The organism is Arthrobacter sp. PAMC25284, assembly GCF_019443425.1.
Lineage (GTDB): Bacteria > Actinomycetota > Actinomycetes > Actinomycetales > Micrococcaceae > Arthrobacter > Arthrobacter oryzae_A.
This window is the reverse complement of record NZ_CP080382.1, coordinates 829,625-851,412: the sequence shown is the minus strand read 5'-3', so window position 1 is coordinate 851,412 and position 21,788 is coordinate 829,625. Positions and strand designations below refer to the sequence as shown.

General features: G+C 65.6%; 23 protein-coding genes and 2 pseudogenes. 10 read left to right on the top strand and 15 right to left on the bottom strand.

What is annotated here, in order from left to right; genetic code table 11:
• Positions 1–166: 166 nt before the first annotated feature.
• Together KY499_RS03990 and KY499_RS03985 are read right to left on the bottom strand one after the other, a co-directional pair.
• A pseudogene (locus KY499_RS03990) lies at positions 167–739 on the bottom strand (recombinase family protein); the annotation flags it as partial.
• 399 nt (positions 740–1,138) lie between these two features.
• Entirely contained in the window at positions 1,139–1,285 is a 147-nt protein-coding gene (locus KY499_RS03985) for a hypothetical protein (protein ID WP_183164488.1), read from the bottom strand.
• 405 nt (positions 1,286–1,690) lie between these two features.
• On the opposite strand from KY499_RS03985, the gene KY499_RS03980 reads away from it, so the two are divergent.
• Positions 1,691–2,149: an SRPBCC domain-containing protein gene (locus KY499_RS03980; RefSeq protein WP_123255203.1), complete on the top strand. Its 459-nt coding sequence runs from the start codon at positions 1,691–1,693 to the stop codon at positions 2,147–2,149.
• Positions 2,150–2,198: 49 nt separating this feature from the next.
• On the opposite strand, the gene KY499_RS03975 is transcribed toward KY499_RS03980, so the two are convergent.
• Positions 2,199–2,345, bottom strand: coding sequence for a hypothetical protein (locus tag KY499_RS03975; RefSeq protein WP_183164489.1), 147 nt, complete (start codon positions 2,343–2,345; stop codon positions 2,199–2,201).
• Between the two features lie 224 nt (positions 2,346–2,569).
• On the opposite strand from KY499_RS03975, the gene KY499_RS03970 reads away from it, so the two are divergent.
• Both KY499_RS03970 and KY499_RS03965 read left to right on the top strand, forming a co-directional pair.
• Complete coding sequence (locus tag KY499_RS03970) at positions 2,570–2,734, top strand: hypothetical protein (protein WP_183164490.1); 165 nt, start codon at positions 2,570–2,572, stop codon at positions 2,732–2,734.
• A 212-nt stretch (positions 2,735–2,946) separates the two neighbouring features.
• On the top strand, positions 2,947–3,273 hold the full coding sequence (locus KY499_RS03965; RefSeq protein WP_123255204.1) for a hypothetical protein: 327 nt from the start codon (positions 2,947–2,949) through the stop codon (positions 3,271–3,273).
• Between the two features lie 401 nt (positions 3,274–3,674).
• Here the strand turns inward: KY499_RS03965 and KY499_RS03960 are convergent, their stop codons facing one another.
• The gene (locus KY499_RS03960; RefSeq protein WP_219886262.1) at positions 3,675–4,493 is read right to left on the bottom strand and encodes a DUF1206 domain-containing protein; all 819 of its coding nucleotides are present in this window, start codon (positions 4,491–4,493) and stop codon (positions 3,675–3,677) included.
• Here KY499_RS03960 and KY499_RS03955 point away from each other — a divergent pair.
• Both KY499_RS03955 and KY499_RS03950 read left to right on the top strand, forming a co-directional pair.
• Entirely contained in the window at positions 4,448–5,062 is a 615-nt protein-coding gene (locus tag KY499_RS03955; RefSeq protein ID WP_258190957.1) for a hypothetical protein, read from the top strand. The two genes, KY499_RS03960 and KY499_RS03955, sit on opposite strands and share 46 nt — an antisense overlap.
• A gap of 666 nt (positions 5,063–5,728) precedes the next feature.
• The gene (locus KY499_RS03950) at positions 5,729–6,547 is read left to right on the top strand and encodes a hypothetical protein (RefSeq protein ID WP_258190956.1); all 819 of its coding nucleotides are present in this window, start codon (positions 5,729–5,731) and stop codon (positions 6,545–6,547) included.
• Positions 6,548–7,016: 469 nt separating this feature from the next.
• Here KY499_RS03950 and KY499_RS03945 read toward each other — a convergent pair whose 3' ends face one another.
• From KY499_RS03945 to KY499_RS03925, 5 genes are all read right to left on the bottom strand, one after another.
• Positions 7,017–7,223: a hypothetical protein gene (locus KY499_RS03945; RefSeq protein WP_123255208.1), complete on the bottom strand. Its 207-nt coding sequence runs from the start codon at positions 7,221–7,223 to the stop codon at positions 7,017–7,019.
• Positions 7,224–7,601: 378 nt separating this feature from the next.
• A complete protein-coding gene (locus tag KY499_RS03940) occupies positions 7,602–8,159 on the bottom strand; it encodes an Hsp20/alpha crystallin family protein (RefSeq protein WP_219886261.1) in 558 nt (185 codons plus the stop codon).
• Positions 8,160–8,607: 448 nt separating this feature from the next.
• On the bottom strand, positions 8,608–9,747 hold the full coding sequence (locus tag KY499_RS03935; protein WP_219886260.1) for a glutamate--cysteine ligase: 1,140 nt from the start codon (positions 9,745–9,747) through the stop codon (positions 8,608–8,610).
• A 677-nt stretch (positions 9,748–10,424) separates the two neighbouring features.
• A complete protein-coding gene (locus tag KY499_RS03930) occupies positions 10,425–11,531 on the bottom strand; it encodes an EAL domain-containing protein (RefSeq protein ID WP_219886259.1) in 1,107 nt (368 codons plus the stop codon).
• 214 nt (positions 11,532–11,745) lie between these two features.
• Positions 11,746–12,207 carry an Hpt domain-containing protein gene (locus KY499_RS03925; protein WP_123255213.1) on the bottom strand — a complete coding sequence of 154 codons (462 nt, stop codon included), beginning with the start codon at positions 12,205–12,207 and terminating at the stop codon, positions 11,746–11,748.
• Positions 12,208–12,904: 697 nt separating this feature from the next.
• Here KY499_RS03925 and KY499_RS03920 point away from each other — a divergent pair.
• Entirely contained in the window at positions 12,905–15,397 is a 2,493-nt protein-coding gene (locus KY499_RS03920; protein WP_219886258.1) for an ATP-dependent Clp protease ATP-binding subunit, read from the top strand.
• A gap of 155 nt (positions 15,398–15,552) precedes the next feature.
• Here KY499_RS03920 and KY499_RS03915 read toward each other — a convergent pair whose 3' ends face one another.
• From KY499_RS03915 to KY499_RS03900, 4 genes are all read right to left on the bottom strand, one after another.
• On the bottom strand, positions 15,553–15,804 hold the full coding sequence (locus KY499_RS03915; RefSeq protein WP_123255215.1) for a hypothetical protein: 252 nt from the start codon (positions 15,802–15,804) through the stop codon (positions 15,553–15,555).
• On the bottom strand, positions 15,801–16,133 hold the full coding sequence (locus tag KY499_RS03910) for a hypothetical protein (RefSeq protein WP_123255216.1): 333 nt from the start codon (positions 16,131–16,133) through the stop codon (positions 15,801–15,803). The genes KY499_RS03915 and KY499_RS03910 overlap by 4 nt, the downstream gene beginning before the upstream one ends.
• A 395-nt stretch (positions 16,134–16,528) precedes the next feature.
• On the bottom strand, positions 16,529–16,792 hold the full coding sequence (locus tag KY499_RS03905; RefSeq protein WP_148045197.1) for a hypothetical protein: 264 nt from the start codon (positions 16,790–16,792) through the stop codon (positions 16,529–16,531).
• 216 nt (positions 16,793–17,008) lie between these two features.
• Entirely contained in the window at positions 17,009–17,212 is a 204-nt protein-coding gene (locus tag KY499_RS03900; RefSeq protein ID WP_219886257.1) for a cold-shock protein, read from the bottom strand.
• A gap of 188 nt (positions 17,213–17,400) precedes the next feature.
• On the opposite strand from KY499_RS03900, the gene KY499_RS03895 reads away from it, so the two are divergent.
• A complete protein-coding gene (locus KY499_RS03895; protein ID WP_123255219.1) occupies positions 17,401–17,580 on the top strand; it encodes a hypothetical protein in 180 nt (59 codons plus the stop codon).
• A 389-nt stretch (positions 17,581–17,969) separates the two neighbouring features.
• On the opposite strand, the gene KY499_RS03890 is transcribed toward KY499_RS03895, so the two are convergent.
• Positions 17,970–18,116, bottom strand: coding sequence for a lmo0937 family membrane protein (locus KY499_RS03890; protein WP_123255220.1), 147 nt, complete (start codon positions 18,114–18,116; stop codon positions 17,970–17,972).
• An 856-nt stretch (positions 18,117–18,972) separates the two neighbouring features.
• Between KY499_RS03890 and KY499_RS03885 the strand changes: the two genes are divergently transcribed.
• From KY499_RS03885 to KY499_RS03875, 3 genes and pseudogenes are all read left to right on the top strand, one after another.
• Complete coding sequence (locus KY499_RS03885) at positions 18,973–19,227, top strand: hypothetical protein (protein ID WP_219886256.1); 255 nt, start codon at positions 18,973–18,975, stop codon at positions 19,225–19,227.
• Between the two features lie 75 nt (positions 19,228–19,302).
• Positions 19,303–19,549: pseudogene (locus KY499_RS03880) on the top strand (helix-turn-helix domain-containing protein).
• Between the two features lie 883 nt (positions 19,550–20,432).
• A complete protein-coding gene (locus KY499_RS03875) occupies positions 20,433–20,651 on the top strand; it encodes a hypothetical protein (RefSeq protein ID WP_123255222.1) in 219 nt (72 codons plus the stop codon).
• A gap of 125 nt (positions 20,652–20,776) precedes the next feature.
• On the opposite strand, the gene KY499_RS03870 is transcribed toward KY499_RS03875, so the two are convergent.
• Positions 20,777–21,775: an EAL domain-containing protein gene (locus tag KY499_RS03870; RefSeq protein ID WP_183164491.1), complete on the bottom strand. Its 999-nt coding sequence runs from the start codon at positions 21,773–21,775 to the stop codon at positions 20,777–20,779.
• Between the last annotated feature and the right edge of the window lie 13 nt (positions 21,776–21,788).

The window sequence follows — 21,788 nt, the reverse complement described above, 5'->3', positions numbered from 1 at the left end:
CTAGTCCGATTATGCATTGGTGCCGTGATTATTGGGTGCCTAGCAGTGTCGTCGCCGCCCTCAAATCCGAAGGCCTCGACAAATTCGGCCATGTGGCTGCCGCAACCGTCCCAGAGTCCGCTGTTCCGTTCAGTGGGGGCTGGGCGATTATCCACTGTCGGGCATCGAGTTCACCCATGCGCCGGTACAGGGTCGCCCGGGACATGCCGAGGTCACGGGCGACCTGGGTGGCTGGCTGGCCGGCGTCGATGAGTCGGCGGGCGTTGTTGATCTGGCTGTCGGTGAACTGCTCCCGGCGCCCGCCTAGGTCCCTGCCCGCGGCCCGGCGTTTGGAGACCGAATCGGTGATTCGTTCCCGTTTGATTTCCAGTTCCATCTGCGCGAGGGCTGTCATGACGGTGAAGACCATGGAGCCCATGGGTGTGCCGGTGTCCACGTCGCCGCCGCCGAGATTGAGCACGCGCAGACCGGTCTTCCGTTCCCGCAGCAGGGTGGCTAGTTCGAGCATGTTGGCGGTGGACCTCCCGAGCCGGTCCAATGTGGTGACGACGAGGGTGTCGCCTTCATGCAGGGCAGCGAGAGCCGCGCCGAAGGCCGGCCGCGCCGCCCGGGCTCCGCTGACCCCGTGGTCGGTGTAGAGGTCATCCCTTCGCACCCCGGCGGCCAGTAGATCCACGGTCTGCCGGTCGGCGTCCTGGGCCCGGGTAGATACCCGGGCGTATCCGATCAGCTTGCCCATTTGGTGCCTCCAATGTGTCCCGCAACAGTGATTGACTACCGCAAACCCGCGCCGCACTTACGGGACATAGTAGCAAGACACTGAGGTTATTGAAGCGTCAAGGCCAGCGAGTGTCTCGACCAAAGGTCTTGCAACTCAAGGGTTGTGAGACGCGGAGGGCCAGCCGGTCCAGGAGGCATCGATGCCCATGACTTCACCGAGGCGATCGACACGGATCTCGTATTGCGCCCCGTCAAGGGTCCGTGATTCGTCCGGCTGATCGTGGAGCGGACGGGCAGTACCGTTGGGCCCGGTACCCGGGCTTGTTACCGGCTTCGCCGGGACGGCGCGGCAAGGGCCGCCGGCAGGAGTCCGGGCATCGTGTCGACGGTACTCCAGGCGGAAGGGGCTGCAGGTGGATTAGAAGGGGTTTGAGAAGACAGGAGCCTGGGCGGCGTCACAGGCATCGTCGGGATCGCGTACCGCGACTGCCCTGATGGACTCGGGGTCAGAGAAGACCACCCGATGGGTCTTACCGTGGGTTGTTTCGTCTGTTGCTGGCGGCATATGCGCTCGGTCGATCTCCATAGGCATCATGTCTACGGCATGACCGGGTGACGGGACCAGCCGGCGCGCCTGACTGTGCTCGCCTTTCGTCGTTCCTCGGGCTTGAAGGGCTGCCGACGGGAGTCCGGAGATGACGTCGCGGTGTTCCTGGCCCGAAGGGCCCTCGTGGCATTGGGACGCCGGTCACGAAAATCTACCGCGAGTGACGGCACGCGGACTGCGCCGCTCCGGTGCGGCCAAGACTCACTGTGTGCGCGAAGCTTCCACCCCTATAGGCCCCGCACACCACTTCTGCAAGAAGATCCGCTTGCGGGCGGGCGTCGCATCAGCTCTGTGCAATGAGCCCCAAGGCTTCCCGGAAACCGGGGCCTGTTTCCGATCCCTGAAGCGGACGTACGATCAGGCATGGAAAAGCTGAAATTTGAGGTGAGTATTAGCGCCCCCGCCCAAACCGTCTGGTCCACGATGCTCGATGATGCCGCGTACCGGGAGTGGACGAGTGCTTTCAATGAAAAGGGTTCCTACTATGAGGGCGACTGGAACAGAGGCAGCGAGATTCGTTTCCTCGGCCCTGACGATGAAGAATCCTTGGGAGGGATGATCGCAACGGTTGAGGAAAGCAGGCCGCATGAGTTCATCTCCCTGCGATATCTCGGTCAGATTGTCCGCGGTGTGGAGGACCGGACCAGCGATGCGGCGAAGGAATTTATCGGAGCCCACGAAAACTACTCGTTCACCGAAGCCGAAGGGGTGACGTCAGTCAAGGTCGAGCTTGACGGCGTTGACGAATGGGCGGCCATGCTGAATGAAGCGTGGCCGGCGGCTCTCACTAAACTCAAAGACCTCGCCGAAGCTCAGCCCTGACGTACCGCCGTGAACGCCTGGCTATATCGCGAACCGCAGGACCACTCCGTCAGGCCATGGTTTCGTCAGTTTCAACATGGATGATCAGGCCAGCGGCGGCCTCGGCAACGGACGTGATGTGAACGCCAGGAACACCAAGCAGGGCATCAGCGCGATCGCACCACGTCCCGCCGGAGCAGGAAGTAGAGTCAGACACGTCAGGGTTTCTTTGGGAAATGGTTGTTTAGTCGCTACCAATTCAAAGAGACCCTGATGTCTCTCTCCTGCCGCCACGCCGACAACACCCCGAACCCTCAAACTCAACTGGACCTAACCACGCTTAGAGACGAAGGGCCGGAATACCGCCAGCGGGAAGTTTCATATCCAAAGACGGTTGGGCGGAATATACTTTAGCTCCCTCCCCACAATGGGAAAGTAGCGATGATGCGCGGATTTGGCAGACGCGGAACGGGCGGACGCGGAATCTGCTTCTTCGGGGTGGTCTATCTGGCCATCGGTCTGCTGGTCGCCGCCACCCACGGATACCTCGTGGCATGGAACATTCCCGGCAATATCCTCGAAGGCCTTGCGGCGATACTTCTCTGACCGCTCGTCGCGTTCTTCGGCGTCGATCTGCATGCGCTGATCGCTTAGTCCGGATGCCGCATGGGCAGGCGCCTCAACCCTCCCCGCACAGTGATAGAACGGTGGTAGAGATGTCCTGAATGCGTGCCGGGGTGTTGCGTGCGTCACAGCTCATGCCTACGCTTGCGGGGGCGGCCGCAGCGTCGCGGCCACCCCCGAAGGGTAGGAGCACCATGAAAGACAAGCTCAGCGTCCTGGTCCGGGTGGACCTCGATTGCGCTCACGCCCGGATCGAGGCCCAGGGCCGCGTGACGGCACAAAGCCTCCAGGCCCTCTATGTGATCGTGAAACGCGCAAACGCCCTGATGGAAGGCCTGGCCGTGGAAATCGACATGACCCACGCCAGCGTCGAACCCCTAGCTTTGGAGCAGCTGCGCGCCTGCTCGCGGCGCCACCGCCTGCCCGCATACATAGATCCGCTCCAGGCTGATTGCAGACTCAGCGTCCTGGCACCCGTTAATGCCGCAGCCCCCGCCCTGGCTGTGGGCTTGGCGGCCTGACCTGCCGCTCCCGGCCGCCTCGGGGCAAAAAGCCGGAAATCGAGCGGCCATCACCGCCCTACGAGCACGGACCGGCGAGCTCCCGGAAGGGGGATCGGTGGTGCGCAGGAGGAACGATCCACCACATGCCCCGTTGCCGCGCTTTCCCGCACAGCCTTGATACCGTCCAGGACTCCGCTGATCGTCGTGAACCGCGGTGAGACGGACAGACTGTCCCTCGGATGCGGTCAGGCTGTCATCCCCAACACACGGGCTCCTACCGCCCCGACCACACACTGCGGCGGAAATCCAGTACCAAAATGGCCCCCGGTGGACCTGATTCAAGCCGTCACAGCGGATGAGATTGACACGGACAATCACTTAACTCAATGGAGCTGGAGCCTGCCGCGCTGGCAGACGGCTTACATCCGCGCGTATTTGGCCTTCGCCATCAGGTAGAGGCCGTAACAGATCAGACCGGCGCCGACGGCGGTCAGCATATACAGCCCGTACGGCTGCTCGCGCAGCGCCGTCAACCCGCCGTCCAGGCCGGTGGACTCCTGGGGGCGGGCGCTGACGGTGGCAATGATGAACAGCAACCCCACCAGAAACAGCGCGATGCCCTCGGCCACGTAGCCGGCAACGCCCAGCCCCGTCACAATGGTCCGGCCGGTGCCCGAGGACGGCAACCGCAGATCCTTCTTGAACGATGCCTTGACTCCGAGGACCACAAATACGACGCCGACGACGGCGATCGCGACTCCGATGACGATCAGCAGGAATGAACCCCCGGGTGCTTTCATGATTGAAACCGTGAAATCGCTGGTGGACTTTCCGCTGTTCCTGCTGTTTCCAGTTGCGGAGGCAGCAAATGTCAGCGCCAGCACGGCGAACACCACCGCCTTGCCGCCTGCGGAAAGTTTCTTCCCCACCTGCTTCCTGGCTTCCAGCTGACCGTAGTCGAACACGGCGTTACTGGTTTGCCAGAGCGCCAGAGCCACACAGGCAGCGAATCCGGTCCACAGCAGCACCAGTCCACCGGGCTGGCCTGCGAGTTGGGCAACGGCACCGCCCTGGTCCGCCTGTCCCGCCGTGCCGAAGGCCAACCGGATGGCGACGAAACCGGTCATGAGGTGCAGCAGGCCGCTGACGGCAAACCCTGCCCTGGCCGCGACTACAAGAGCCCTGGAGTTCGATGCCTCCTCGACCGTGTTCGCGGCCTCTTTCAGCTCTTTCTTCATGTCCGGTCCTTAATGCCGACGCACATGCCAATTACCCGCAACACACCCATTTTGTCACCGGAGTTCCACTGCTTACAGGCCTGGACCGGGCGGGCTCCGGGAAGGCTCCGTCTGGCGGGAACCCACTCGGCCAGGCTTCGCACCAGTCGGTCCGATACCAACTCACGGGCCCCGGCGGGCAGACCCAACGCCATACGTCGTCGGACCTTATCGTCTCCACCGGCACCGGCACCGGCACCGGCACCGGCACCGGCACCGGCACCGGCACCGTCGCCGTCGCCGTCGCCAACGACTGGTGCGCATCCATCACCCTCGACCGCGGCGGACGCGCCCTGCCGGCGCCAACGGATCCCCGCCTCACATGGTTCGCCCGCGAGGCCTGGCCCTCCCCCATCACGGGAACCTATTGGACCGTGGGTGCGCCGGAGGCCCGCGAATCACTCCGCGTTACCGTTGCCGCCGACCAGCTTGTGGTATTTGGAGACGGCATGGAAGACGCCCGCCTCACCGCCTCCTGGGGCCAGGAAATTACGGTGAAGCTGGGCGGACGGCCGCTGCGGTTGGCGTAGGAACCCTGTCCAAGTTCCGTCTGGCGCCAACAGTTGGCCGCCGCCACCGGCGAGCCCCGGCCATCGCTGACGAGCCGCGCCGCCAGGATCACTTCTGCGGGACCTGCTGATGATTCCAATCCATATAAACCATTGCGCAGGGTCGCGTCCACTCTTACGGAAAGCTTTCACTCACCTGAACGAGCCTTCGCTGCAATTTAGCTAACCTCTTTCGCGCAGTCGGACGACAAACACGCCTGAATTGCTATCCGGGAGGCATGCCTCTTCTCAAATAGCCGCAACTAGGCCACCATTCTGATAAGTCGGTCCAGAATTTGCACAGGTCTCAGGTTTAGGAGAGGAGGCTGAGCAGACCTTCCATTCCTTCCTCGGTGAACCATTCCCCAGGACCCTTTGATCCGCGCCCCGTTGGGGTGACTTGGCGCGGATGCGAGAGCACTGCCCCGAACAGAATTTCAGCGACGGAAGGACATCGAGATGTTCCATTTGCACGATCGGCGGACAGCAGTGGGTTCCGCTCTCCTACTATTTCTCACCATGTCCACAGCGGCGTGTGCCGCGCAGTCCACACCCTCGGCCACTTCCACACCGCCCTCGGACTCAGCTGTGCCTGCAACGTCACCAACTCCGACGCAGGAGGCAGCATCAGCTTCAGCCTCACCAACCGTGGCGCCCGTGGCCGTGGGGCTGTGCGGGCCAGGAACAGCCCTCAACTTCGACCGCACGGCTTTCCCGGCGTCGCCAAAAATCGACAACAAGTGGTTTCCCCTGACGCCCGGCATGCAGTACACGACCACGGGCTCGGTCACCAGCGCAGAAGGCACCACCGAGCGCACAGTAACCCACACTGTGACCGGACTCACCAAAATGGTGGATGGTGTGAAGACCCAGGTGATGTGGGACCGCGACTACGCCGACGGAGAGCTGGTGGAATCCGAACTGGCCTTTTTTGCGCAGTCCAACAATGGCGACGTCTGGCTCTTCGGGGAGTACCCGGAAGAGTTTGAGAATGGCGAATTCATGGGCGCGCCAGCCACATTTCTGAGCGGTCTGTCCGCGGCCCAGGCGGGACTGGCGATGCAGGCCGAACCGCGGACCGGCTCGCCCAGCTATGTCCAGGCTCACGCACCCGCAGTGCAGTTCCTGGACTGCGGGGTCCCCGTCCAGGAGAATCAGAAAACGTGTGTTCCCACGGGATGCTACGAGGGTGTGCTGGTCATTGATGAACACAATCCGTTGGAACCGGCAGTAGGGCATCAGCAGAAGTTCTATTCAGCAGGCACGGGTCTGCTAAAAGTGACAGCCGTAGGCGGGGACCGGCAGGAGACCCTGGATCTGGTCAAGGCGGAACAGCTCTCCGATGCCCAACTGAAAGACATCAACCAGCAGGCACTGGTACTCGACGAGCACGCGTACGAGGTAAACGCAGACTACGCCCAGACCCCCAAAGCCGAAGTTGCAACGGAGATCTCCGGCGCTAAATGAGAGGCCTCGGTCAGCGTGAGAACCCCTTTCATAACGGCCAATCCTTGCGCAATGTGCGTCCGCTCGATCGCCGGCTGGGTGTATGCAGCGTTCGTCCTGGAACCTGATCCACATGCATGTGCCACGGCATCTCAGCAAACGTTCCTTTGCTGAGACGGTCGGGCCCGGATGCGGTCTGTGGCGTGTTGTTGTGCGGGGCAGAGTTCGGCGACGGGCGGGAGAAGTAGTACCCCTGGAGTGAGTCACTGCCGAGCCGGATCAGGCGGCGGGGCCTGGACGGTGGTTTCGATTCCCTCGCCGGTGACCGCCAGTCCGAGATTGTGGGCCCTGGTGATCATGGAGGTGAGAATGGGCAGATATTCCTTCCCGGTCTGTTTGACGGACGCGAAGGCTCAGCCTGAATGATGGTGACCGTTACTTACTGCAGTGTTGCATCGTTCACCACGTGACCCAGCCGCAGGGTCTGCGGCTACGGCGATGGCTGGGGGATGTCGCAGGTGAGCGTGGGATTCAGGCCCAGATAGTTCAGCGGCCCTGCAACGATTGTCACCGCGACAGTCCCAACCGAGGCGCAGGACGCGAGCTGTCCGGCGAAATAACCGCGCTGCGCGGCGGCGATGACGCCGATCGCGAGCCAAAGCAGCACTACTATTCCGACGATGCTTCTCGCCCGCATTTCGTCCTCCGATACCGGATCTTAGTGACGGTTGAGCGCCATTATGCACCTGTTCGTGGAAATGATCCATCGCGGATCAGGACCACCCGTTCAAGTGAACCCCCTAAACGGGTCTGGATCGCGGCGGCTGTTGTTCCGTTGGGCCGGGCAGGAGAGAAGGCTGTGCTGTCCGGGCCGGATGGCCGGGCAGCTGCGCCGGCGCACCGCAGGATTTCCTTCGAGCATTAGCATCCAGCGCATGAACGGGCCGCAACGCCATGGCGGGCCGGCCCTGGCTGGTGCCGGTCCACGGGCCGGCCGGACACGGCACCCGGTCATGCGGCACCTGAGGCGGCGGCCGCCTACGTCACCGCTGCAGATCAGGTCCGGCTGATCGGGTCAGAATGAGGATCCCGCCGGCGGGGTAGCCGGTCGGTCCGGATCCGATGGCGTGGGGGAGGCCGGCGCCGGTGCGGTGGCTTCGCTGGTGGTCTCTTCGGTCCCTACACCCGTGGCACTGCCCCCGCTGGCGGTTGCCACCCAGGCGTCGGTTCGGTTGACCGGGACTTTCCGGCCGGGCGTGGTGCCCTGTCCGGGTGAGGGTACACGGACTTCGAGGACCCCGCTGTTGTAGGAGGCCTGGATGTCGTCCTCCTTGACGCCCGGGGGCAGCTGAAAACTGCGGCTGAACGCCCCGTAACGGAATTCGGAGCGGTAGTTGTGCCTGTCCTGGTGTTCGGATTGTTCTTCCCGGCGGGCTTCGATGGTGAGCGTGGTTCCGGCGATGGTGATGTCAACGTCCTTCTCGGGGTCGACGCCGGGCACCTCGGCCCTGATCACCAGGCTGGATCCGTCGTGGTATTCCTCCACGCGCAGCCACGAGCCGATGTCCCCTTGCAGGAACCGGCGGACCGGTTCGGGCACGTCGAAAGGCATGTGCCGGATGATGTCGCTCATGGTTTCCTCCCTATGATGAGTGCGCCGCCACGGGCCCCCAGACAGCGCCCGCGGTAATCAGCGCGGTATTTGCTGTGCAAGCAGCAACCTACGCTCTCGGCGCGGCCAGGGGAAGAGGCGTTCCGCGCGTTGACCCCGGTCCGGCCGTGCGCTCCGCGGTCAGCCGCCGCACACGGCATCCGTACGTTTTCTCTGAACGCCAGGACCGGCCCCGTGGTCATCTGACCGCCTGGATCCGTCGGCACGGACACGAGAGTGGTTAAAAGAACACGAGGCGGTCCACTGACGATGACGTCCGCGGCGTTTCGATCTCCGCCGGCGCCCGGGCAGCGAATCGGACACATGCGTTGAAAGGAAAGGGGGAAGCGCCCCGGTGTTCCGTGATCCCGGAGTCATTTCTGCCGTCGACTATGCGGAAAGGCCCCGGGCGCGGCGCCGCGGGCACTGATCAGGGCGAACTGCCCGGCGGTAGCGGACTGGGCCGGGGGTGGTGGCTGGAATGGATGGCGTCGGTGACAACGGCGGAGAGCTTTCCTGTGCAGGCGAGCGTGGCGCGTTGCCTGCGTTCCCCGGTGCCGCGCCGCAGAATGGCGCTCAGCCCGGACTGCACGGGAAGGAGGTCCCCTGAACCGGCCAGAGCGGCCCGGACGTAGCGGATGAGAGCCTCGATGATCTCCGGCGCCGGTCCCGGCCGGTTGTCCACCGGGTGCAGGAGATCACCGTTGATCCCGGACCGGCTGGCCCGCCAGAGGGCCAGACGGATCAGGGCGGCCGGGACGGGCAGCGGCGGCACACCATGACGCCATTCTGTAGCGGCCGTCTCCACCAGCCCACGGACGAGCGCCGCGATGAGGGCGGCATCCTCGGCGTACAGGCAGACATCGGCCACACGGACCTCCACGGTGGGGTGGTCCCGGGAGAGCCGGGCGTCAAAGTAGACCATCCCTTCGTCCAACAGAACGCCGGTGCCCAGATACCCCGCAATCAGGGAACGGTACCCGGCAGCGGAGCCGAACAGCTCGGCCGGACCGGCTGTCGGCCACCGGCCCCACGCCTGCGTGCGGTAGCTGGCATACCCGGTATCGGCGCCGTTCCAGAACGGTGAATTCGCGCTCAGAGCCGCCAACACCGGAAGCCAGCTGCGGATCCGGTCCAGGACGGCGACGCCTTCTTCATCCGAACTGACGGAGACATGAACGTGCAGCCCGCAGGTCAGCTGCTCCCTCGCGGTCAGACCGAAACCCTCCGTCATGGCCGCATAGCGGGAACCGGGGGTGGTGTGGGTGACCGCCGGCACCGGGGACGTCGCCAGGGCAACGGCCCTGGCCCCCACGGCCCGGGCCGCCGCGTCGGCCGCGGCCCGTCCCCGGCGGATTTCCTCCATCAGGGCATCAACGCTCGAGCAGGGGCTGGTCTGGACTTCGATCTGCTCCTGCTTGAACTCAGCAGTGAGCACGACCCTGCCCGTCGCCGGAAAGGCGCCGCCAGCTACCCTGCTGACGGCCAGCACCCCATCGGCCAGGGGCAGCGGCTGGCCGCAGACGGGGTCGACGATCAGCAGTTCCTCCTCGACCCCGAATGTGCGCATACAGTCATTGTGGGCCAGCGGCCCCGGTCTGTCCGAACGACCCCTTCGCTGCACCCGTCCCGTCCCGGAGCGAGAACCACGACGGAGTCCGTGCCCCGGCCGGTGTCCCCCGGCTCTACCTAAATTTTGATCACACGTCCGGCAGCGGCAGATGAGCGAGGATACACGGGAATTGGCAGGCGCCACTCGGGCAGACGCGGGACGATCAGAGGATCTTTGCAGGCGAATTGACCGGCCAGGGATCGTTTCGGCTCCTGCTGAACTTTGCCGCCGCGTACAGGACGCCGCCTTTGGCCTGCTCGAGGGTCGTCCCGGGTGAAGCCGGGAGGACCGGCAGGAACAGCTGGTGACATTTCCGTGCCGGCGTGGACCCCGACCGGTGGGACGTCATCGGGTCGCTGATCCGTGTCGCGGGGTGGCGGTGATCATGCTCGTTCCCCGCGGGCCCCTTTCCGGACCTCCCCGCGGCGGACGTGCCCGTGCCGGCGGATCGCCGCAATCAGGGTCGGCTTCCGATGGGGTCCGGACAGGGCCGGCTAGCTGCTGCCGGGGGCTTCACCCGTCCCCGTCCCCGTTTGCGCCCGGGCCGTTGCACCCGCCACGTCCCGGGCCCCCGCTACCGCTCCCGCTCCCGCGGCCCCGCTCCCGCGGCCGGTTTCGGGGAGGGGCCCGGGGAGTCAGGACCGTGCCGACCCGCCGGGTACGTTTCGTGAGCGGGCTTCCACAGCCGGAAGGTCCCAGCGGGCCCAGTCCCGGGGGCGGGTGGTGGGCCGGCCGAGGAAGTAGCCCTGACCGGTCCTGATACCGAGGCCGGCGACTGCGCCGAATTCCGCACTGGTCTCGATTCCTTCGGCGATGAGCGTCGCTCCGAGCTGTTCGGCGAATGCGGTCATGGCCTCACCGAAGCAACGGCGGAGGGGATCTGTATCGATTCCGGCTATCAGGGTGCGGTCAAGTTTGAGGATGTCGGGTCCGAGCTGCCGGATGCGGGGGATCGAGTCGGGGTAGGTGCCTGCGTGTTCAACCGCGAGCCGGACGCCGGTGCGACGCAGCGGGGCCAGTGCCGCGGCCAGCGCCGCGGGCTGGCCGGCCGTGAGGGCCTCGGTGAGCTGGAGGACGATGCGGTCGGGGGACAGCGTCGATTCCTGAAGCAGCGCCGGCAGGAGCGGGTCCAGGCAGATGGCAGGGGACAGTTTAAGTGCCACGTATAGGCGCGGGGGCAGGTGCATGGCGGTGGCGAGGGCGCACTCCAGCGCGGCGAATTCAAGTTCGCTTCCCAGCCGCGCCGCGGCCGCGTCGGCAAACCAGTCCGCGGTGGGGCCCCCGTCGCTGACGAACCGGGTGAACGCCTCGACTCCGACGACAGCGCCGGTGGTGAGATCGACGATCGGTTGAAAAGCGGACAGCAGCATCCTGCCTTTGAGGACCGCGTCGATCCTCGAGAGCGCTCCGTCCACGGCCGGGGCCGGGGATTCTGCCGGGTGCCGCTCCTCGGACGGGACCGGTCCCGCCGCTCCGGCCGGGAATGAGGCCAGGGATCCGAGGGACAGCAGATGCTCTGCGAGAGCCGTTTCCGGGTGCCCGGGATGGGCCGCGACGTGGTCGCGAAGCCGGTCCCTGACAGGGGCCCGTTCCGGCGCCGGGTCTGCGAGGATCGCCTCGATAATGGCAGCGGCCTGCCGGCTGATTCCCGGGGTGACGTCGCCGTCAGGGCTGCCGGGTGCCGGGCGCCGGGGAGGTTCCTCCCCGGAGCGTGCTGGAAAGGACGGCGGGTCCATCGACATGGGCTCTTCCTTTGTTCCCCGTTCCGGCTGAGTCCGGAACCGGCCGGCCCTCTTCCGGGATCCCGGACGGAAGGCCATGGATAAGACTGTACCTCCCCTGCTGGTCCCTCCCACCGGCCCGGCGGTCCGGATATCCTCCCCGCCTGCGGCGCCGCCGCCCAACTCTGGACCAGGCCCGCAGGAGTACTACTACGCCCCGGTCCCCGGTCCCTGTTCAGAGTGCCGGCGTGACTGCCTGACGGGTGTATGCTCCGGAGCCGCCCCGCGGCGGCATTGGATGTACTGAGTCCCTGACGGGCGTGCCCCGGTGCAGGGCACCGGTGAGGAGTTCGGCGATGGCGTCTTTGACGTCGTCGATGTCCCGTGGAAGTTCCTGCGCATACCGTGCGGCGGCCGGATTGTCGCCGTCGAGTACGCAGCGTTGGAGGGCCTGGCAGGTCTGCTCCACGACGAAGGCTCCGACCATCCGGGCGTTGACCTTGAGGCTCAGGACGGCGTCAAGGGCCGCGCGGATGTCACCTTTGCCGAGGGTGGCGAGGATGCGGTCGTGCCGCGGCTGGAGCAGGTCCACAAATTTCAGGGCAAACTTTCTGGCGAGGGCGTCGCTCTGCATCTGATCGGCGAGATCGATGAGGACGGCTGCGTCAAGGACGGTTTCGCCGGGGCGGCCTGCCATTTGTCTCCCTCATTCACGACTCAGGCCCCGATGGCTGGCCCTGTTCCGAGCGGGGCCGGCCGCGGGTGGTTGCCCGGCGTGGATCTGGCCGTGACCATTTGGCGGGACAACACTAACATTGCCGGTCCCGGATCAAGGCAGGCCCCTGGCCCGGGTCACGATTTATTCAAGACTTCCGTGGCGCCTTGATAAAATTTTGAAGAAACACCGCTTCCAGCTCAGCCGAGCCGTGAACCGGTCGTGCGGTTGGCACTTCTGGTCCCCGCAACAGCTCGTTTCCAGCACCGGCGTGGCACCTTCCGTGGACTCCCGCAGCGATTGCAACACTTGGCAGGTGAGTCCTCTGCCACCCCCGTCTCGAATGAACAGTCACAGAATAGGCCTCACGGCCGGGCAACGGATCGGATACTCCAGGTCAGCATTCTGGACCAGGGCACTCAGCGCCGGCGCGAGGGTGTTCAGCGGGCATTCACGGACAAGGCCCCCATAACGGGTTCTATAGCCAGTACCAGATCGTTGGCGGTCTCGCCCGCACCGACCGGACCCGGTGACAACACCCCGGGTCATTGACGGCTGGGGCGGCAATCATGCCGGGCCGGCAGGACAGCAGACCCTCATCCTGCAACAGGAACCACTCCCGGGCGGGTCCGGGACGGACGTAGCATCGAGGTAGGAAGCGGGCGGGGGTGGGGCCGAATTGTTTGATCGGTTTACGGATGGTGCACGGCAGGTGGTGGTGCTTGCCCAGGAGGAGGCGCGCCTGCTGGGCCACAATTACCTCGGCACCGAGCATTTCCTGTTGGGGTTGCTCCGCGAGGGTGAGGGTGTTGGTGCCGGGGCCCTTGACTGTCTGGGTGTTTCGCTTCAGGGGGCCCGGGGTGAGGTGGAGGCGCTCATCGGGCGGGGCCGGCAGGCCCCGGCGGGGCATATCCCGTTCACGCCGCGGGCCAAAAAAATCCTGGACCTGGCGCTACGGGAGGCGCTGGATCTGGGGCATGACTACATCGGTACCGGGCACCTGCTCCTCGGCCTGATCCGGGAGGGCGGCGGCGTGGCCGCGCAGGTGCTGGCGGCTTTGGGCGCGGACCCGGTCCGGCTGCGCGGTCAGGTCCTCCGGCTGCTCCCGGGCGGGGGCGCGGACGCCTCGGGTGCGGGCGCCGGTGGCGGACGGCAGGAGCGGACGGCGGCGGACTCGCCGTTGTTGGAGCAGTTCGGCCGGAACCTGACCCGGGCTGCCCGGGAGAACACGCTGGATCCGGTGATCGGGCGCGAATCCGAAATGGAACGCGTGATGCAGGTCCTGTCCCGGCGGACCAAGAACAATCCGGTGCTGATCGGTGAGCCCGGCGTCGGCAAGACTGCCGTCGTGGAGGGCCTGGCCCAGGCGATTGTCCGCGGTGACGTCCCGGAGACTCTCAAGGACAAGCAGCTCTACACCCTGGACCTGGGGTCCGTGGTGGCAGGGTCCCGGTACCGTGGTGACTTTGAGGAGCGGCTGAAGAACGTCCTGAAGGAGATCCGGACCCGCGGGGACATTCTTTTGTTCATTGACGAGATCCACACCCTCGTGGGTGCCGGTGCCGCCGAGGGTGCGATCGATGCGGCCTCGATCCTGAAGCCGGTGCTGGCCCGCGGCGAGCTCCAGACCATCGGTGCGACCACGCTGGATGAGTACCGCAAGCACATCGAGAAGGATGCCGCGCTCGAGCGCCGTTTCCAGCCGATCCAGGTCAGGGAGCCCTCCGTCGCGTATACGATCGAGATCCTCAAGGGCCTCCGTGACCGGTACGAGGCGCACCACCGGGTCAGAATCACCGACGGCGCGCTGGTCGCCGCGGCGACCCTGGCGGAGCGTTACATCTCGGATCGTTTCCTGCCGGACAAGGCCATTGACCTGATCGATGAGGCCGGCGCCCGGCTGCGGATCCGCCGGATGACTGCTCCGCCGGAGCTCAAGGTCATGGACGAGCGAATCGCCGCGCTCAGGAAGGCCAAAGTCGTCGCGCTCGACGCCGCCGACTACGAAGGCGCCACGTCACTGCGGGACAAGGAGCGGAAGCTCATTGCCGAACGTGCCGGGAAGGAACGCCGATGGAAGGCGGGCGGTCTGGACGATATTTCCGAGGTTGACGAGGACCTGATCGCCGAGGTGCTGGCAAACTCCACCGGTATCCCGGTCTCCCGGCTCACCGGGGAAGAGTCTTCGCGGCTGCTGAAGATGGAAGACGAGCTGCACTCCCGCGTCGTGGGGCAGGCGGAAGCGGTTGGTTTGGTGTCGCGGGCTATCCGCCGCACCCGTGCGGGGCTGAAGGACCCGAAGCGTCCGGGCGGTTCGTTCATCTTTGCCGGCCCCACCGGCGTCGGAAAGACCGAGCTGGCCAAGGCCCTTGCCGGGTTCCTCTTCGGTGACGAGGATGCCCTGATCACCCTGGATATGTCCGAGTACTCCGAGAAGCACACGGTCTCGCGCCTTTTCGGTGCTCCTCCGGGCTATGTGGGCTACGAGGAAGGCGGACAGCTGACCGAAAAGGTCCGCCGTCGTCCGTTCTCCGTGGTGCTGTTCGACGAAGTGGAGAAGGCGCACGCTGATCTCTTCAACTCGCTGCTGCAGATCCTGGAAGACGGCCGTCTGACCGACTCGCAGGGCCGCGTGGTGGACTTCAAGAACACGGTGATCATCATGACCACCAACCTTGGCACCCGCGACATTTCCAAGAGTGTCACCACCGGTTTCCAGTCGGGCACGGACACTCAGACCGGCTACAACCGGATGCGCGCCCGGGTCACGGAGGAGCTCAAGCAGCACTTCCGCCCCGAGTTCCTGAACCGTGTTGACGACGTTGTGGTGTTCCCGCAGCTGACCCAGGACGAGATCATCGAGATCGTCGACATGTTCGTCGGCCGGCTGGAAAAGCGGCTCAAGGACAAGGACATGGGCATCGAGCTCACCCCGGCGGCCAAGATCCTGCTGGCAACCCGCGGCTACGATCCCGCCATGGGCGCCCGGCCGCTGCGCCGGAGCATCCAGCGCGAGATCGAGGACCAGCTCTCCGAGAAGATCCTCTTCGGCGAGATCCACCCCGGCGACATCGTGATGGTGGATGTGGATGGCGAAGGCGACGACGCGAAGTTCACCTTCGCCGGCAACGCCAAGCCGGTTATCCCGGACGCCCTGCCGCTGCCGGGCTAAGAGACCGCTGCCTGATGACGACGGACGCCCGCGTGCCGGAGAACCCCGCCGGCTGTGTCGGCCGCGGGGTGATTCCAGGCCGCGGATTCTGGCGGGTTCCCGGGGTGACGGTGTTCCGTTGATGGCCAGGCCCGGGCCGGGCCCTCGTTGGTCTGCTATTGCCCGTGGTCGTCCGCTGATGAACCCAATGAGGGGAGGTGCCCGGGTTCCGCGGTGCGGCGTTCCAGTTCATCGGTGACGAGCAGGAGCAGTTCCCGGGCGGAGCCGGAGTCCTCGAGGTCCGCACACCGGGTGAGCGCGGCCTGGAGCCGGTACAGGTCGGCGGAGGGAACGAGGGGCCAGCGGGGGAACATAACGAAGATCCGTGAGGACGCGGACTCGTGCGCATCCGGGCGGCCGGTGCTCATGCCGCCGCCGGCTGGGGTGCCGTGGTGCGCGGGGTCCCCGGGCGCAGGGATCTGCCGGGTGTGGCCTGCGCCGTGACAGGAAGGCCCGGTGCGAGGATCCGGGTGTCGGGCGGGCAGGCGGCACAGAGTGTTTGCACGGCGCCCGGCTCGGCGGCGGCCAGTTTCCTCAGGTCCAGGATGACGCTGTGGCCCGGGGCGAGTAGTGCTGCCCGCCGTGCGACCGGGAGGAGTCCGCGGACATTGCCGAGCGTGAGGGCCCCTGACGGGGTGACGGTAATGGTGCCAGAACCCATGTCGACGGCGACGGTGACATCGAGTTTGCTGGCCATGGACACTGTCTCTCTACAATTCACGGGCGGCCGCCTGCCCGACCGGTTCCAGCATACCGGCACCAGCGTGAACTGCATCACATCCTCTCATGACGTATCGGGCCGGCAGGAAGGGAGCGCGCGTCCCCTTTTCCGCCCTCCGGGCCTGCGGGATCATCCCGGAGTCAGGCAAAGATACTGAACCGCAGGTCGATGCCGCCTCCAGCCGCGAGGGAAGAAGACACCCAGCATCGGGTCGTTGGAGGGTACGGAAACCCGGTCACGCACCGGCTTCACAGGGTCAGCGGCGCCGCGACGGGCGAAAAACAGCCGGACCGTCACCCGCAGGAGGCACCGAACCTGCTGGCGGGTCCGCCGGCGGGCGGCCCTGCGCGGGCCCGGCCGGGCATCCGTTCTCAGGCCGGCGGCGCTCCCGGGGGCACGGGGTGGCCTGCCGGTGCGGCTTCGGCCATGGCCTGGATGAAGGCCCGGTCCCGGGCGGAGAGGGGGAGCTGGCCGTTTCGATCCGTGCCCTCCAGGTCCTCGTGCCGGCCGCTGGCCTGCAGGAGGGCCTCGGTCACGGTCCGTGGAAGGATGGCGCTGCCGGGATTGGCCCGCAGCCATTCCTGCGTCGTCGGATCCAGCCTGGACCACAGGTCCTCGATGGATGCTCTGTTCATTGTTTCCTCCGGTCGGAACGTGTTCAGGGTCCGGAACCCGCGCACCGGCGCGGCGGTCATCGGTGAAAGAATCATGGATTCCGGTACCCGCCGTGCGCCGCGGCCCCGGTAACCATTCTGGCGTGTGCCCGGCCCGGGACTCAAGACCTTCCCGCCGGATCAGACCCGCTGGTGACCCCGGGGCCGTTCGCGCCGGCAGGAGAGCGCCGGTGTGTTCTAAAGCGGGCGGATGTTCTCCGCTTGGGGTCCCTTCGGACCCGGGACCACATCAAACTGGACTTTCTGGTTCTCCTCCAACGACCGGTATCCGCTGCTGGCGATGGCGGAGTAATGGGCAAACACATCCGCGGAGCCGTCATCATTGCTCAGGAATCCAAAGCCCTTCTCCGAGTTGAACCATTTCACTGTCCCTGTTGCCATGTTCGTCCTTTGCCTTTGCGGTCCTGGTTCACCGGGCATCAGACGCCGGCTGCGGCGGGCACCTTCGTCCGCCGTCCTCCAACTTACCCGGCGGCAGGGTCGCAGGCTACGGGGACCTTCGGCCCTTGCACAGGCGGGCTGCAACGGTGGCAGGACATCTTTTCAAGCTTCGGTGTCGAATAACAGGCATGAACTACTACAGCCCCGCGGCCCAGGAGCGCGCCAGAGACGCCGCATACGATGCAGTTGAAAAGGTACTGACCAGCATGTTTGAACCGCTGAGCCGGCAGGCGCTGACAGCACGCTGGAACCAGGCCATCGAAGCCATGGCCAAACACCTCGAAGCCCAAGACAACGGCACGGAATAAGCTGCACGGCCGCCGCCCCTGACTAACTATCCGGAAACTTCCGGGACAAGCGCTCCATGAGGGTGAAAACCGCGGTAGCCGTCCGGACGGCAAAGATGCGGCGGTTCCAGGGGGTGCTGACCTCGTTCCGCACCACGCCGCACCGGGATTTCCGTCGGGCCGCCGGCGCCGCCCGGGCCGCCCACGCCGTGGCCGGTGAAGATCCGCGTGCACCCGCTGCGCTTAACGCCGCCTGCGGCAGATCTGCGTTCATGGGTGAAACGCCGGCGTGCTGCACGCATGCTGATCTCTACTTTCAGCAGACCCCCATTTTTGAGATGGCCCACTGTCCGATAACTTGGCGGCTGCCCGCGCCTCGGCGTCCGCGGCGGCGGAACATCGTGTCGTGTTTAGGTGCGGGATCGGCCGCGGATGAAGTGGAAGATCAGGACGACCACGGCAATAACCAAAAGCAGGTGTATCAGGCCGCCGCCGATGTTCCCGAGCAGGCCCAGAAGCCAGAGAACAGCAATAATGACGGCTATCCAAAGCAACATGAGAGTCTCCTTTTGTTGGACATGCTGATTTTGCGCCCTCGGCCGCTCCGCGTGCTGTAGCCGCGGGGCAGGAGTGACATGACGGTCGGTGGCCCGCCTGCGGCCGGTGCCGGCAAGGATCATCGTCGTGCCTCTCGCTCTCATCGGCCCCGGTACCGCATCTGTTCGCAAGCCAGGGTAAGGATCCAGGTTCGCGACCCCGGCCGAAGGCCCACGCCGGTATTGCGTGGTGCGTATCACCCTATGTCAGGATCGGATTGCTGGACATGGCAAAACAATAAGGGATAGCAGCCCACCGGTGTGGCGGTCCGAGGCAGGGGGATTCCGCCATGGTCTCCACGCTGGGTCCGGCCGCTTCCAAACGCAAACACCCGCGGTCCGCCGCGGCGTCCTGGACCTGAACAAATCAGCCTTCACCCGTGCCAGGAGGACAGCCTCCCGCCTCCCGCCTCCGGGGCTGGACGCCGGCGTTTTTGGTCCGGCGACACGTCCGCAGTGACAACACGATGGTAGCCACGGGTCTTGGTGGAATGCCGGCGTTACGCCACGCGATGGCGGGGCCCCGGCCGATATTGACACCGATCGGCCGGCCCGTTGTACCGGCCTGATGCCCCATCGCGATGTCCGCACGATCCGAAAGACTCAACACTCTGGCACCGGAAATCCTCCCATTCAACGTGTTGTTGTTTCGAGGGTGGCACCGCCGGCCTTTACCGAAGAGTGACCACTGAGGCGAGTATTACCTATGGTTACGTGTGTGACTTGCGGTTACCCTGCCTTATGTGGTGCTGCCCCTGTGCGGGGAACCGATCTCCGTGGCTACCGGGGCCGCACCCACGTCAGAAGGAGAATTCCAATGGGGGAAATTCATGCCGGAGCACCGGCATTCAGCGCCCGGGTCCGGCGACTGTCCGGGTTCGTCCACCAAACTCTGGCCCGTGCACGCAGGGTGCCTGTTCCCTACAAGCTCGGCGAGGTCGTCATCGGTGATGATCCTTTCAACGGCCGCAACGAAGGCCGCGTGGCCGTCAAAAACGGCACGTTCGTAGGGCTGCAGACCGTAGACCAAATCTTCTTCTACGACTACCGGCAACTACGGCGGCCGGACTAGCAGCCAGTCCGCACCAAGCCAACCCAGCGACCTGATCCGAACCCGCGAGAGTCGGAGTGCGATGTCCCTTGCAACGTGCCCAACCAGTACCTGACCATCGCCGAGGCAGCCAAGATACTGCGCGTGTCCAGGATGACCGTATATCGGCTGGCCCGCGCCGACACCCTTGGCCTCTGTGCGCTTCGGTAACTCCTACCGCATTCCTGAAAACTCCGTCGAAGACTACATCAGGAAGGCGGGCACCTCCCACACACGATCAGAGGCTCCACCTGCGTTCCAGATTTGCGGGTGTTTCCATAACCCGACCTTGGTGCGGTTTTAGCCGGAAAGAGGTCATCACTCATCCGCAAGAAGTTCTGAAACCCTGCAGGATTCGATAGGAACTGCCCCGACTCCATCACGGGACGCGGCGCGATGGACGAGCCTGGTGCGGGATAAACCCCACGCTGCCCCGAGTCAGTCCCGTCGGACCTTGGGTGAACGGGAGGGCCAACCGCCATCCCGATTTAACAATCACAGGAGGCGGGATGATGTGGCTCGGGTGTTGTCCGTGAACATCTGGTCCGCCGGCGCTATCCCACGTAGTCAGCACCACATTCGCCGCGACCTGAAAGGCACCGCTGCCAGCGCTGGCGTCTCGGATATGTGGACCATGGTCCCGAATCAAGCCAGGCCGTCGAATGCATTTGCCGGGCCGCGCAGACAGCCCGCGGCCATGATCACGTAGTACACCTGACTCCCTGTGGCCTTGCCTTGCGTGCCACCGGGCGCGGCGGCAGACCCGAAACGGGGTTCGGACAGCACCCCGACCCGCGCCCCGGTAGGAGTTCATGGGGGCGGGGGCGTAAACGTAGTTGTCCCGCCGCTATTGGGGGATGCGGCGGGACTGAAATAATTTAGGCCGCGGGGACGTGAAAGTCAACACCCGTTGTCTGACGGACAAAAACCTATTAGCGTACGGGCCAGAGCGGCCCGTACCAACCGTTGGGGGCGGGCCGCTCCACCATCCATGCCTGCCCCGCCCCGGCTTGATGCCGGCTCCTGGCATGTGACTCCGGGGCCGGGGCTGCCTGATCCGGACCCAGTGCACGACGTGACCTGGCCGTCCGTTTAAGGCGCCCGATTGAGCCGGCGCCCTTCGGATGCTGAGGCGCGGGCCTGGATGTGGCGGAACCGCCGGGATCGGCCCGATAAAGGAAATCATCATGGTTGGGGGACCACATGAACACATCACTCACCTCTCCGGCGCCGGATCAGCGACCGCCCAGCACGGCACCCACGGTGTGGCGGCCGTGATGGTTGCCGGCCAGCTCCTGGCCCTGACGGCCCTATTGGCCCTGGCGGCCGCGGCCCGGGTGCTGGTTTGGGCCGCGGGCGCCCTGGGCTGCAAGGGTGCCGTAGGACGGCGCGCGGATCCCGGGTAACCGGCACCGGGTCGTGAGTGTGGTGTGCGCCGTTCCTTTGCCTTGATGCCTGCCTTGGGTTCGGGTTGGCGGCCCGTGGTGTCCGGGTGTCAGGGGTGCGGGAGCCCGCCGGGATCTGCCCGGAATTACGATTCTTCTGGAAGATGGTGCCAGTGGGCCCAGTCCTCGGGGCTGGTGGTGGGCCGGCCGAGGAAGTAGCCCTGTCCCGCGGTCATGCCGAGGGAGCGGACGGTCGTGAGTTCTGCAGCGGTTTCGATGCCTTCTACGACGAGCGTGGCCCCGAGTTTTCCGGCGAACCCGGCCATGGCGTCGCCGAAGGCATGGCGGAGGTAGTCCGTGTCGATTCCGGCGATCAGGTTCCGGTCAATCTTGATGATGTCGGGTTCCAGTTCCCGGATGTGGCGGATCGAGTCGGCGTAGGAACCCACGTGGTCCACCGCGAGACGGACCCCTTGCCGGCGGAGCGGGGCCAGGACGGTGGCGAGGGCTGTGAGCTGGGCGTCTGTCAGCGGCTCGGTGAGTTGAAGTACCGTCCGGTCAGGGGCCAGCGCCGATCCGTGGAACAGGCCCGGCAGCAGCGGGTCCAGGCAGACGGCGGGGGAGACTTTCAGCGCCACGTACAGATGCGGCGGCAGGTGCACGGCGGCGCAGAGGGCAGATTCCAGTGCCGCGAATTCCAGCTCACGTCCCAGCCCGGCGCGGGCGGCCGCAGCGAACCAACGCTGCGCGTCATCGCTTCCGTCGCCGGCAAACCGGGTGAAGGCTTCAACACCGGCGATGGCGCCCGTGGACAGATCGAGGATGGGTTGGAAGGCAGTCAGCAGCAGCCTGCCCGTCAGGAATTCCCCGACCCCCACGGCCGGCGTTGCCGCCGCCGCGGTCCGGGATCCCGGTGCGAGGTATTCGGTCAGGACTGTTTCCCGGTGTCCGGGACCAGCCACCCGGGATTCACGGAGCCGGTCCCCGGCACTGTCCTGTGCCGGCACGGGGTCCGACGGGCCCGACTCAGTATCGACGTCGAAGAACCGGGGTGTTTCCGAACCGTCATCGCGGCGCGGGGCGCCAGGGTCCGGGCCCGGCGGTGGCTCGTTCCCGGAGCGCGCAGGAATGGATGACGAATCCATCGACATAGTCTGT